Consider the following 12,338-nt stretch of genomic DNA (forward strand, 5'->3'; position numbering starts at 1 on the left):
GAACGCCAATGCCGCAAAAGCAAGGAAAAATGTCGCACCTGGGAAAACCGTATGAAAAAGGCGGCCGGAATTTCCGGTCGCCTTGATGATGTTAAACGCGCATCGGCATCAAGACATAAAGCGCGTCGTCGCCCGCGGTGTCTCGTACCAATGTCGGAGAACCGGCATCCGCCAGCATGAAGATCGCGTCGTCGCCCGAAAGTTGGGCGGTAATGTCGAGCAGGTATTTGGCATTGAAGCCAATTTCCATCGGATCGTTATCGTAACCGACTGCAACCTCTTCCGTGGCGCTGCCCGAATCCGGATTATTGACCGTCAGCATCAGCTGGCCGTCGGTCAGCGACAGCTTTACGGCACGGCCACGCTCGGAGGAAATGGTCGAGACGCGGTCGACAGCCCTGGTAAAGCTCTGGCAATCGACGCGCATTTCCTTGTCATTGCCTGTCGGGATGACGCGCTGGTAATCCGGGAACGTGCCGTCGATCAGCTTGGAGGTCATGACGATCGAGCCAATCGTGACCCGGATCTTGGCGTCCGAAACCTCGACCGTGACCACCGATTCCGGATCATCGACCAGTTTCTGGAGTTCGCCGACCGTCTTGCGGGGAATGATGATGCCCGGCATGCCTTCGGAACCCGATGGCGCCTTCACATCGGCGCGGGCCAGGCGGTGACCATCGGTTGCGACTGCGCGAAGCTTCAGGTCCCCATCGGCTTCGATCGTGTGGAAGAATATGCCGTTCAGGTAATAGCGGGTCTCCTCGGTTGAGATCGCGAACTGGGTGCGGTCGATCAGCATTTTCAGATCGGTCGCCTTCAGCTTGAACGTATGCGTGAAGCTGCCGGCGGTGAGGTCGGGGAAGTCCGATTCCGGCAGGCACTGCAGCGAGAATTTCGAGCGGCCGGATTGCACCGTCATCGAGCTGCCGTCAGGATTGGTGGCGAGCAGCACTTCCGAACCATCCGGCAGCTTCCGGACGATTTCGTAAAGCAGGTGCGCCGGAACGGTCGTGGCGCCGGCAGTCTCGACCATGGCCGGAAGGGCTTCGGTGATTTCGAGGTCGAGGTCGGTCGCTTTCAGGTCGAGACCGGCGCCGGACGCGCGCATCAGCACGTTGGAGAGGATCGGGATGGTGTTCCGTCGCTCCACCACGCGATGCACGTGGTTCAGCGACTTCAGAAGGTTTGACCGCTCAAGAGTAATACGCATGGACGCAATCGCTTTCGACCGTGGCGATCCGGCAGGGCCGGACCCTGATATTCTGCCGGCTTTGGGCCAGCCGGATGATGTGGACCGGCAAAATGGCAGACAACCCGTTCGAAAAGCAAGAGGTGAACAAGGCGTTAGCAAGTCATTTCGCATCTGTCTCACGCGCTGCACACAGAAAATATGCGTTCTCAACAGCTTGGGCTTTACTTGCCGAAGCCGGTCCGCTTGCCCATAAAGGCACATGACCATCCTTTTGTGCGTGACGCCCCTTGACCGATGACCTGAAGAGCAGCCAGCGCGGCTATCGCGTCGCCAATACTTTCGTGGCCGCGCGGCCATTGGAGCCGGCGCTTTATCTGGTCGCGACCCCGATCGGCAATCTCGGCGACATCACGTTGAGGGCGCTGGAGACACTCTCCGGCGCCGATGTGCTCGCCTGCGAGGATACCCGGGTGACCCGCGTCCTGCTCGACCGCTACGGCATCGTCAACCGGCCCTATGCCTACCATGAGCACAATTCCGACGAGGTCGGGCCGAAGCTGATCGCGGCTTTGGAAGAAGGAAAATCGGTGGCGCTGGTCTCCGATGCCGGCACCCCCTTGGTCTCCGATCCCGGTTACCGGCTCGGTCAGATGGCGATCCAGACCGGCCACAAGGTCGTGCCGATCCCCGGCGCCTCTGCGCCGCTCGCAGCGCTCGTCGGTTCCGGCATGCCGTCCGATGCGTTCCTGTTCGCCGGTTTCCTGCCGGTCAAGGACAAGGGCCGCCGCGACCGGCTGGCCGAGCTTTCGAAAGTGCCGGCGACATTGATCTTCTTCGAGTCGCCGCATCGTATCGGCGCGACGCTCGCCGCTGCCGCCGAAGTGCTCGGAACTGGCCGGCGCGCGGCGGTCTGCCGTGAATTGACGAAGACTTTCGAAGAGTTTCGCCGCGGCACGCTGGAGGAACTCGCCGCCTATTACCACGACGACCGTGTGGTGAAGGGCGAGATCGTGCTGCTTCTGGCGCCGCCAGAGGCCGAGGAACCTCCCGGCGAAGTCGAGGTGGACGTGCTGCTGCGCCAGCTTTCATCCTCCATGCCAGCCGCGAAAGCCGCCGCCGAGGCTGCGCGGCTCACCGGCCTTGCCCGCAAGGTACTTTATCAGCGGCTCCTGGAGTTAAAGGGCGAGGATGGCGGCGGAGCGCAATGACAACAGCCTGAAGCGGCGAAAGGCCGAGCGGCAGAAGGCTTATAAAAGAGGCCATCTCTCCGAGTATCTCGCCGCGCTCTATCTGTTTGTGAAGGGATACCGCATCCTTGCCATTCGCTATCGCACAAAGATCGGCGAGATCGATCTTATAGCCCGCAAGGGGGACCTTGTTATATTCGTCGAGGTCAAGGCGCGGAGAGGCGAAAGCGAAGCCATCGACGCAGTCGGCTACATGACCCAGAACCGTATTCGCGCGGCAAGCGCGCTGTGGCTTTCGAAGCGGAAGCATGTAGCGACGCTTTCGCAGCGCTACGACATTATTGCAGTGCTTCCAGGGCGTCTGCCGCGGCATTTTCCCGACGCATTCTAACGAACAAATCAAGTGTCCTTGCTCTGTTAGAAAAATGACATAAAACTGTAACGGTGGTGTCATGGGAGGACCCTATTTGGGGGCCGACACCAATCAAGGTGGAGGAAATAATAATGTTGAGAAAACTCTCAATGGCCGCATTCGCGGTCGCGCTGTCGGCAACGTCGTCGTTTGCCGCGACGGAAGTCACCTGGTGGCATGCCATGGGTGGCGAACTCGGCAAGAAGCTTGAAGAAATCGCTCAGAAATTCAACGAGAGCCAGTCCGACTACAAAGTCGTTCCGGTCTATAAGGGAAGTTATCCGGAAACGTTGACCGCCGCGATCGCCGCGTTCCGCGCTGGCCAGCAACCGGCTATCGTCCAGGTCTTCGAAGTTGGCACCGGCACGATGATGGCTGCCAAGGGCGCCGTCTATCCTGTCTACAAGCTGATGGCGGACGAAGGCGAACCCTTCGACACCAAGACATTCCTGGCTCCGGTTACCGGCTACTATTCCGATACGAAGGGCAACATCCTGTCGCTGCCCTTCAATTCCTCCACTCCGATCATGTATTACAACAAGGACATCTTCAAAAAGGCGGGCCTTGATCCTGAAGTTGCCCCGAAGACCTGGAAGGAAGTCGAGGAGTTCTCGAAGAAGATCGTTTCCTCCGGCGCTGCCAAGTGCGGCCTCACCTCGGCTTGGATTACCTGGGTCCAGACCGAAAATCTTTCGGCGCTGCATGACAAGCCTTTCGGCACGCTGCAGAACGGTTTCGGCGGCGTGAAGTCCGAATTCACCTTCAACGGTCCTCTGCAGGTCAAGCACTGGGCAAACCTGAAGAAATGGCAGGACGAAGGCCTGTTCAAGTATGGTGGCCCGGTCGGTGGCGACCAGGCGGCGACCATGTTCTATTCGCAGGAATGCGCCATCACGATGAACTCCTCCGCAGGCCGCGCCGGGGTCATCAACAACGCCAAGAACTTCACGCCGGGCTTCGCCCCGCTGCCTTATTACGACGATGAGATCAAGGAGCCGAAGAACTCCATCATCGGCGGCGCCACCCTCTGGGTGCTGAACGGCAAGGATAAGGCGACCTACAAGGGTGTAGCCAAGTTCTTCAGCTATCTCTCCAAGCCGGATGTCCAGGCTGATTGGCACCAGTTCACCGGTTATCTGCCGATCACCAATGCTGCTTACGAACTCGGCCAGAAGCAGGGCTATTACGAAAAGAATCCCGGCTCCGACATCGCCATCAAGCAGATCACTCGCGGTACTCCCTCGGAAAATTCGAAGGGCGTGCGGTTCGGCAACTTTACCCAGGTCCGCACCATCATCGACGAGGAATTCCAGGCACTTCTCGCCAACAAGAAGGACGCCAAGCAGTCGCTCGACAGCGCAGTGCAGCGCGGCAATGCGCTTCTGCGTGAATTCGAGGCGGCCAACTCGAACTGATCGTTCCGATCTCCGCAGGGAGGACCGGCTACCGCCGGCCCTCCCTTGCTCGCTTATTACGTTGTGGTGAGGGAACGGTGGATACCAAAAGAACAACCTTCAATAACCGCCTGCTGCCCTATTTGCTGCTCGCGCCCCAGCTCGCTATCACGCTCGTCTTCTTCATCTGGCCTGCCGCGCAGGCAGTGAAGTCTTCATTCGAGCGGGAAGATCCCTTTGGTTTCTCTACCGTTTTCGTCGGATTGACCCATTATCGGCAGCTGATCGAGGACCCGAACTATCTGGATGCTCTCTGGCGCACCGGCGTATTCGCGGTGTCCGTTACCATCCTTTCGATGATGCTCGGCCTTGCATTCGCGGCCGCGGTCAACCGCGTGACGCGATCCGCCAGAATCTATACCACCCTGCTGGTTTGGCCTTATGCCGTCGCCCCTGTCGTGGCGGGTGTCCTGTGGTGGTTTCTCTTCAATACATCCACCGGTCTGCTGCCCTTTTTCCTTGAGCGCGTCGGCATTCGCTGGGACCATGATCTCAACGGCACGCATGCGATGATCCTGATCATCATCGCGGCAGCCTGGAAGCAGATCTCCTACAACTTCCTTTTCTTCCTGGCTGGATTGCAGTCGGTGCCGCAGTCGCTGATCGAGGCCGCCGCGATCGATGGGTCAGGCCCGGTGAGGCGCTTCTTCACTATCTCTCTGCCGCTTCTGTCGCCGACGACGTTTTTCCTATTCATCATCAACGTCAACTACACGATGTTCGACACCTTCCCGATCGTGGATGCCACGACCGGCGGCGGGCCCGCGCAGGCGACGACGACGCTTGTCTACAAGGTCTATCAGGACGGTTATGTCGGTCTGAACATCGGTTCGTCCTCGGCGCAGTCGGTGTTGCTAATGTTGATCGTGATGCTGCTGACCTTTGTTCAGTTCCGCTTCGTCGAACGCCGCGTCCAGTATTGAGGAACGATCATGGTTGAAAACCGCCCCTTCCTGACTTTCCTCACCCACGCATTCCTGATCCTGGGATTTCTGGTGGTCGCGCTGCCGGTCTATGTCGCGATCATGGCGTCAACCCATGACGTCTCGACGCTGATGAGCGGGCCGGTCCCGCTTCTGCCGGGCTCGCATTTCATCGAGAACTATTCGACCATTCTGACGAGCGCCGCGGCCGCTCACGGCCTGCCCAATTATTCGCACATGGCGCTGAACTCTCTGATCATGGCGTTGACGATCACGGTCGGAAAAATTGCCATCTCGATCCTTTCCGCCTTTGCGATCGTCTATTTCCGGTTTCCTTTCCGGCTACTGGCGTTCTGGATCATCTTCGTCACCCTGATGCTGCCGGTCGAGGTGCGCATCATGCCGACATACAAGATCGTTGCCGACCTCGGCATGTTGAATTCCTGGGCCGGTCTGACCGTCCCGTTGATCGCATCGGCCACGGCGACCTTCCTGTTCCGCCAGTTCTTCATGACAGTCCCGGACGAACTTTTGGAAGCGGCCCGTGTGGACGGAGCCGGCCCTATGAAGTTCTTCCGGGACATCCTCCTGCCGCTCTCGCGTACCAATATCGGCGCGTTATGCGTCATCCTCTTCATCTATGGCTGGGTTCAGTACCTCTGGCCGCTCCTGGTGACCACCGACCCCGGTTATTACACGCTGATGATGGGGATGAAGCGCATGGTCACGGCGCAGGACGGCGTCATCGAGTGGCAACTCGTCATGGCGGGGTCCGTACTCGCCATGCTTCCCCCCATCCTCGTCGTGGTTTTCATGCAGCGGTTGTTCATCCGCGGGCTTACTGAAACGGAGAAATAACATGGCTGGCATTCACATTTCAGAGGTTTCAAAGGTTTATACCGGCGGCGTAAAGGCGGTAAGCTCCGTCTCCATCGACATAGCCGATGGCGAGTTCATCGTCCTTGTCGGTCCGTCTGGCTGCGGAAAGTCCACGCTGTTGCGCATGGTCGCGGGGCTGGAAGCCATTTCCGCGGGCGAAGTGAAAATCGCCGGCCGGGTCGTCAACGAGGTCGAGCCGGCCGAGCGCGATATCGCCATGGTGTTCCAGAATTACGCGCTCTATCCGCATATGACGGTGTATAACAACCTGGCCTACGGTCTGAAGAACCGCGGTACGCCGAAGGCTGAGATCGACGCGCGTGTCGCTGAAGCGGCCCGCATGCTGGAGATCACCCAGTATCTGGAGCGCAAGCCGCGCGCGCTTTCCGGCGGCCAGCGCCAGCGTGTAGCCATGGGCCGCGCCATCGTGCGCAAGCCGGCAGCCTTCTTGTTCGACGAGCCGCTCTCCAACCTCGATGCGAAACTGCGCGTTTCCATGCGTGGCGAAATCAAGCGCCTGCAGCGCCGCCTAGGCACCACGTCGATCTACGTCACCCACGACCAGCTCGAAGCCATGACGCTCGCCGACCGCCTCGTCGTTCTGAACGGGGGAGAGATCGAGCAGATCGGTGCGCCGCTGGAAGTTTACCACGCACCCGCCTCTACCTTTGTGGCAAGCTTTATCGGTTCGCCGGCCATGAACCTCGTCAGGGGGGAGTTGCATGGCGACAAGCTGGCGATCGGCCCGGCGATGATCAGCCTCAACGGTTTCGCGCCGACTTCGGGCGCCGTTACCGTCGGCGTCCGCGCCGAGGATCTGCGCATCGCGCGCGACGACGAAGAGGCCCTGCCTTTCCGCCTCGAATATACCGAGGAACTGGGCGCCCAGCGACTGATCCACGGCACCGTCGGCGATCAGCAGATCACTGCCGCCGTTTCGCCGGAGATTGCGCTCTCTGCGGAAATGCGCATCGCCGTCGATGCCAAGCGCCTGCACTTCTTCTCGCTCGATACGGGCAAGCGGCTGCCGGGCAACGTACCGGCCGAGGCAAAGCTCGCACCCGTCGAACCGGTTCTCTAAAGAGAGCGCGAAAATCAGGCCGATCGTTAAAATTGTACGATCGGCCTGAACAGCAGCCTTACTCTTTGCCGCTACATTTTCCCGGAATTGGCAACTTTTGGGGGGAAAGATGAGTTGGCACGTCCTCGCCGCGACCGCAGCGGCACTCGCATTCAGATACAGGTCCGACGCGCCGGAGAAGCCGAAGGTTAAGGCGTTCATCGGCGCCTGTCCGCATTCTCTGGAAATGAAGCCGATGCCGATCGAGCCCACCTGGGTGCTCGCCGGTGATCCGCGGGCGCGCGCCGCCTCCCACTCCACCGCAGAAGACGATTGCGCCACGACCGGCGTGTGGGAATGCACGGCCGGCGAGTTCCGCTGGTATTTCCACTGGGACGAGACGGTGGTGATCCTCGAAGGCGAGGTGCATGTGACTGCCGATGACGGCACGCAGCGCACGCTGACGGCAGGCGATGTCGGCTATTTCAAGGGCCGGACCTGGGCCACCTGGCGCATCGACAACTATCTGAAAAAGGTAGCATTCATCCGCCGGCCTTTCCCGAAGCCGATCGCTATGCTTTTCCGCCTGCGCAACATGTTGCGGGCAAAGTCGCAGGTCGGCATCTCCGCGTGATATCGGCCGATTGCAGTTGCCTTTGGGGGCTCGCCATCCTACATCAGGCGGGCCAATCCTAGGGGGCTGAAGTCATGGCGAAAATCCGCAAGGTCGCGTTTCAGATGGACCATATCTCCGGCATCAGCGTTGCCGGCGATTCCACCTTCGCCATGGCGCTCGAAGCGCAGGCGCGTGGTTTCGAACTCTTTCACTATACCCCCGACCGCCTGACGATGCGTGACGGCAAGATCTTCGCGGCCGTCGAACCGCTGCAGGTGCGCGACGTCAAGGGTGATCATTTCACGCTCGGCGACAAGGAGCGCGTCGACCTGTCGGAGATGGACGTTGTGCATCTGCGCCAGGATCCGCCCTTCGATATGGGTTATATCACCTCGACCCATCTCCTCGAGCGCATCCACCCGAAGACGCTTGTCGTCAACGACCCCGCCTGGGTGCGCAATTCGCCGGAGAAGATTTTCGTCACCGAATTTGCCGATTTGATGCCGGCAACGCTGATCAGCCGCGATCCGGGCGAAATCGCCCGCTTCCGAGAGGAGATGGGCGATATCATCCTCAAGCCGCTCTACGGCAATGGCGGCGCCGGAGTTTTCCATTCCGCCCGCGACGACCGCAATTTCACGTCGCTGCTCGAAATGTTCGGCCAGATGTATCGCGGCGAACCTTATATCGCCCAGGCCTATCTGCCGGCCGTGCGCAAGGGCGACAAGCGCATCCTTCTGGTCGACGGCGAGCCGGTCGGCGCGATCAACCGGGTTCCCGCCGAACACGACAGCCGCTCCAACATGCATGTCGGCGGCCGCGCCGAGGCGACCGAGATCACGCCGCGCGAGAAGGAAATCTGCTCCCGCATCGGACCCGCCCTGCGCGAACGCGGCTTCATCTTCGTCGGCATCGATGTCATCGGCGACTATATGACCGAGATCAACGTCACATCCCCGACGGGCATCCGCGAAGTCAAGAAGTTCGGCGGCGCCGACGTCGCAAGCCTCCTCTGGGATGCAATCGAGGCAAAACGCGGCTGATGAATGCAAGGCGTTTCGGATACGGATCGCCTTTGTTCTCGTGATACAACCGCCCGCAACCCGTTTGCAGCGGATGCGTGAAATTGTTCGGTTAATGTTCTTGTTTCATTCCTATTTCTATGCCAGATTGCAATTCCTGGCACGGAAAGCGTGTATCGCTGGCGTCCCGGACATGAAGTTAGGGGCGGGGTGGATATGGTTTCGCGCGTCAGCACAGTCGCATTCCAGGGCATAGAAGGCGTTCCGGTCGACGTGCAGGTCATGGTCGGGCCGGGCAAGATCAACATGCATATCGTCGGCCTGCCGGACAAGGCGGTAGCCGAGAGCCGCGAGCGGGTGCAGGCGGCTTTGCATGCCTCGGGCCTTGCCATGCCGCCGAAGAAGATCACCGTCAATCTGGCGCCGGCCGACCTTCCGAAAGAAGGATCGCATTTCGACCTGCCGATCGCGCTGGCGCTGATGGCGGCACTGGGCGCCGTTCCCGGAGATGCACTCACCGGTTATGTGGTGCTTGGCGAACTGAACCTCGACGGCACGCTTGCGCCCGTGGCCGGCGCACTTCCGGCGGCAATCGCCGCAAACGCCTTGGGAAAGGGCTTGATCTGCCCGGCCGACAGCGGCGCGGAAGCTGCCTGGGCAGGGGCCGAGATCGATATCATCGCGCCGCGCAGCCTGATCGCGCTCGCAAACCATTTCCGCGGCACCCAGGTCATCTCGCGTCCACAGCCGGCAATCCGCGCCTTGCCTGCCAATCTGCCCGATCTCGTCGACATCAAAGGTCAGGAAACCGCCAAACGGGCGCTGGAAGTCGCCGCCGCCGGTGGCCATAATCTTCTGATGGTCGGCCCTCCCGGCTCCGGAAAATCCATGCTGGCCGCTCGGCTGCCGTCGATCCTGCCGCCGCTTTCGGCTGCCGAACTGCTGGAAGTGTCGATGATCCATTCGATCGCCGGCCAGCTTTCCGGCGGCAAGCTTTCCGACCGCCGACCTTACCGCACGCCGCACCATTCGGCCACCATGGCAGCGCTCGTGGGTGGTGGCCTGCGCGCAAGGCCCGGGGAGGCATCGCTTGCCCATCACGGCGTGCTGTTCCTCGACGAATTCCCGGAATTCTCTCCGCAGGCGCTGGACGCGCTCCGCCAGCCGCTGGAGACCGGCGAATGCATTATCGCCCGCGCCAACCACCGGGTTTCCTATCCCGCCAGTATCCAGCTCGTCGCCGCCATGAACCCATGCCGCTGCGGCATGGCGGGCGAACCCGGCCATTCCTGCGCACGTGGACCAAAATGCATGTCGGACTACCAGGGCCGCATTTCAGGGCCGCTGATGGACAGGATCGATATCCGCATAGACGTGCCGGCCGTCTCGGCCGCCGATCTCATTCGCCCGAGGCCGGCGGAAAGCAGCGCGGATGTCGCCAGGCGCGTGGCGGCTGCGCGTGACAGACAGCGGGAGCGGTTCGAACAGGCTGGTTATCCGCGCGTGCTCACCAATGCCCGCTGCTCGACCGCGCTGATCGAGAAGATCGCCGAACCCGATCCTGGTGGTCTCCAACTGCTCAGGGATGCGGCGGAAAAGCTCAAATTCTCAGCCCGCGGATACCACCGCATTTTGAAGGTCGCCCGCACGCTCGCCGATCTGGACGGCAAGGATACCGTCGGCCGCCTCCATCTCGCCGAGGCGATTTCCTATCGCATGGCCGGCGAACGGCTGGCGACGGCCGCGGCGTGAGGCAGAAGGTTAGGGATGGGGGTTGCGAGGGCCGGGAGATGGCGATGAATTTGCTCTGCGGCCAGGGCAGTCGTCACCGATGACCAAGCTCCACTTAGGCGGACCGCCGCTTAGGCAGACGCGGATAACATACCCTTCCGTCGTCATCCTCGGGCTTGACCCGAGGATTCATCCGCCTGGCGACCCGCCCTAATGTAGTCAACCCTGGTGGGCTTGGCCGTGGATCCTCGGGTCAAGCCCGAGGATGACGACCTGAAGAAGTGCAGCTAACCACCCAATCCTTCAAACAGCGCCGTCGACAGATAACGCTCGGCGAAGGATGGAATGATGACGACGATGGTCTTGCCGGCGTTTTCTTCGCGGCTGCCGACTTCGATGGCGGCCTGCAGCGCCGCACCGGAGGAGATGCCGACCGGCACGCCTTCGAGCCTGGCGACCAGGCGGGCCATCTCCATCGCCTCACCGCTGTTGACGGTGATGATCTCGTCATAGATGTGCGTGTCCAGGATCTTCGGAGCGAAACCTGCACCGATGCCCTGGATCTTGTGCGGCCCGGGCTGTCCGCCGGAGAGGACCGGCGATTCTTCCGGTTCGACGGCAATGATCTTGAGTGCCGGGTTGCGCTCCTTCAGCACCTGGCCGGCACCGGTGATCGTGCCGCCGGTGCCGATGCCGGACACGAAGATGTCGATCTTGCCGTCGGTATCGTTCCAGATTTCTTCGGCCGTCGTCTTGCGATGAATTTCGGGGTTGGCCGGATTTTCGAACTGTTGCGGGATGACTGCATCCGGAAGCGAAGCGGCGAGTTCTTCCGCCTTGGCGATCGCACCCTTCATGCCTTTCGGGCCTTCGGTCAGCACCAGTTCGGCGCCGAGCAGGGCGAGCATCTTGCGGCGCTCGATCGACATGGTTTCCGGCATGGTGAGGATCAGCTTGTAGCCTTTGGCGGCTGCGGCGAAGGCGAGCGCGATGCCGGTATTGCCGGACGTGGGCTCAACCAGCGTCGTCCTGCCAGGCGCGATCTTGCCCTCGGCCTCCAGGCTTTCGATCATCGCCACCCCGATACGGTCCTTCACCGAAGCGATCGGGTTGAAGAATTCGAGCTTGGCCAGAAGGTTGGCCTTCACGCCCTTTTCCCTGGCCAGCTTGTCGAGGCGCACGATCGGCGTGTCGCCGATGGTTTCGGTGATCGAGGAATAGATTCGGCCGCGGCCCGGCTTTCTGGTCTCTGGCATGGTGCTCTCCCTGAGTTTGGAGAGAAGTTAGGGCGTGTTCCCCACGAATGCCAGCAAGGCGGAACCGGACGGAAAGAGAAATGGAAATTTTGTTCCCGGAAGTGGTCGGGAACGAAAACGCCTTTGCGTTCAAAGGCCGGTCGAGCCGAAGCCACCGGCGCCGCGTGCCGTCATCGAGGTTTCTGTAATCTCGGCCAGCCGAGCCTGTGTCACCGGCGCGATCACCATCTGCGCGATCCGCATGCCGCGGGTGATGACGAAATCCTCGTCGCCGAGATTGATCAACAGCACCTTCACCTCACCGCGATAATCGCTGTCGATCGTGCCTGGCGTGTTGAGACAGGTGATGCCGTTCTTGAAGGCAAGGCCTGAGCGCGGCCGCACCTGCGCCTCGAAACCTTCCGGAATTTCGAAAATGAAGCCTGTTGGCACCAGTGCTCTTTTGCCGGGGGCGATTGTCAGCGGCATGTCGTCTTCGACGGCGGCGCGCAGGTCCATGCCGGCAGCGCCGGCGGTTTCATAGGCCGGCAGATCGAGGCCGGCGCCGTGCGGGAGGCGGACGAGATTGAGCTTCGGCGAGGAGGGAGCGTGAACGTTCATCATATC

The 12,338-nt window shown here is 60.9% G+C and carries 13 protein-coding genes; 10 read left to right on the forward strand and 3 right to left on the reverse strand.

Going from position 1 to position 12,338, the window contains the following annotated elements:
- Positions 1–91: 91 nt before the first annotated feature.
- Complete coding sequence (dnaN, locus tag ACZ9IU_RS02255) at positions 92–1,210, reverse strand: DNA polymerase III subunit beta (protein ID WP_038548517.1); 1,119 nt, start codon at positions 1,208–1,210, stop codon at positions 92–94.
- A gap of 92 nt (positions 1,211–1,302) precedes the next feature.
- Between dnaN and ACZ9IU_RS02260 the strand changes: the two genes are divergently transcribed.
- From ACZ9IU_RS02260 to ACZ9IU_RS02305, 10 genes are all read left to right on the forward strand, one after another.
- The gene (locus ACZ9IU_RS02260) at positions 1,303–1,455 is read left to right on the forward strand and encodes a hypothetical protein (RefSeq protein ID WP_155414618.1); all 153 of its coding nucleotides are present in this window, start codon (positions 1,303–1,305) and stop codon (positions 1,453–1,455) included.
- A gap of 24 nt (positions 1,456–1,479) precedes the next feature.
- Positions 1,480–2,400, forward strand: a complete 921-nt coding sequence (rsmI, locus tag ACZ9IU_RS02265; RefSeq protein WP_038548519.1) for a 16S rRNA (cytidine(1402)-2'-O)-methyltransferase — start codon at positions 1,480–1,482, stop codon at positions 2,398–2,400.
- Positions 2,381–2,770 (forward strand): YraN family protein, encoded by a 390-nt coding sequence (locus ACZ9IU_RS02270; RefSeq protein ID WP_051900016.1) that lies wholly within the window; start codon positions 2,381–2,383, stop codon positions 2,768–2,770. Before rsmI ends, ACZ9IU_RS02270 begins: the two co-directional genes overlap by 20 nt.
- Positions 2,771–2,883: 113 nt before the next feature.
- Positions 2,884–4,206 (forward strand): sn-glycerol-3-phosphate ABC transporter substrate-binding protein UgpB, encoded by a 1,323-nt coding sequence (ugpB, locus tag ACZ9IU_RS02275; protein WP_038548522.1) that lies wholly within the window; start codon positions 2,884–2,886, stop codon positions 4,204–4,206.
- Positions 4,207–4,283: 77 nt separating this feature from the next.
- Complete coding sequence (gene ugpA / locus ACZ9IU_RS02280) at positions 4,284–5,168, forward strand: sn-glycerol-3-phosphate ABC transporter permease UgpA (RefSeq protein WP_038548525.1); 885 nt, start codon at positions 4,284–4,286, stop codon at positions 5,166–5,168.
- Positions 5,169–5,177: 9 nt separating this feature from the next.
- The gene (gene ugpE / locus ACZ9IU_RS02285; RefSeq protein ID WP_038548528.1) at positions 5,178–6,026 is read left to right on the forward strand and encodes a sn-glycerol-3-phosphate ABC transporter permease UgpE; all 849 of its coding nucleotides are present in this window, start codon (positions 5,178–5,180) and stop codon (positions 6,024–6,026) included.
- Position 6,027: 1 nt separating this feature from the next.
- Entirely contained in the window at positions 6,028–7,128 is a 1,101-nt protein-coding gene (locus ACZ9IU_RS02290; protein ID WP_038548531.1) for a sn-glycerol-3-phosphate import ATP-binding protein UgpC, read from the forward strand.
- Between the two features lie 109 nt (positions 7,129–7,237).
- A complete protein-coding gene (locus tag ACZ9IU_RS02295) occupies positions 7,238–7,741 on the forward strand; it encodes a cupin domain-containing protein (protein ID WP_038548534.1) in 504 nt (167 codons plus the stop codon).
- Between the two features lie 74 nt (positions 7,742–7,815).
- Positions 7,816–8,766, forward strand: coding sequence for a glutathione synthase (gshB, locus tag ACZ9IU_RS02300; protein ID WP_038548537.1), 951 nt, complete (start codon positions 7,816–7,818; stop codon positions 8,764–8,766).
- Positions 8,767–8,961: 195 nt separating this feature from the next.
- A complete protein-coding gene (locus ACZ9IU_RS02305) occupies positions 8,962–10,497 on the forward strand; it encodes a YifB family Mg chelatase-like AAA ATPase (RefSeq protein WP_038548540.1) in 1,536 nt (511 codons plus the stop codon).
- Positions 10,498–10,763: 266 nt separating this feature from the next.
- On the opposite strand, the gene cysK is transcribed toward ACZ9IU_RS02305, so the two are convergent.
- Positions 10,764–11,732 (reverse strand): cysteine synthase A, encoded by a 969-nt coding sequence (gene cysK / locus ACZ9IU_RS02310; protein ID WP_038548543.1) that lies wholly within the window; start codon positions 11,730–11,732, stop codon positions 10,764–10,766.
- A 129-nt stretch (positions 11,733–11,861) separates the two neighbouring features.
- Positions 11,862–12,332, reverse strand: coding sequence for a dUTP diphosphatase (gene dut, locus ACZ9IU_RS02315; RefSeq protein WP_038549991.1), 471 nt, complete (start codon positions 12,330–12,332; stop codon positions 11,862–11,864).
- Positions 12,333–12,338: the final 6 nt, after the last annotated feature.

The sequence above is a fragment of the Mesorhizobium sp. USDA 4132 genome, assembly GCF_056279545.1.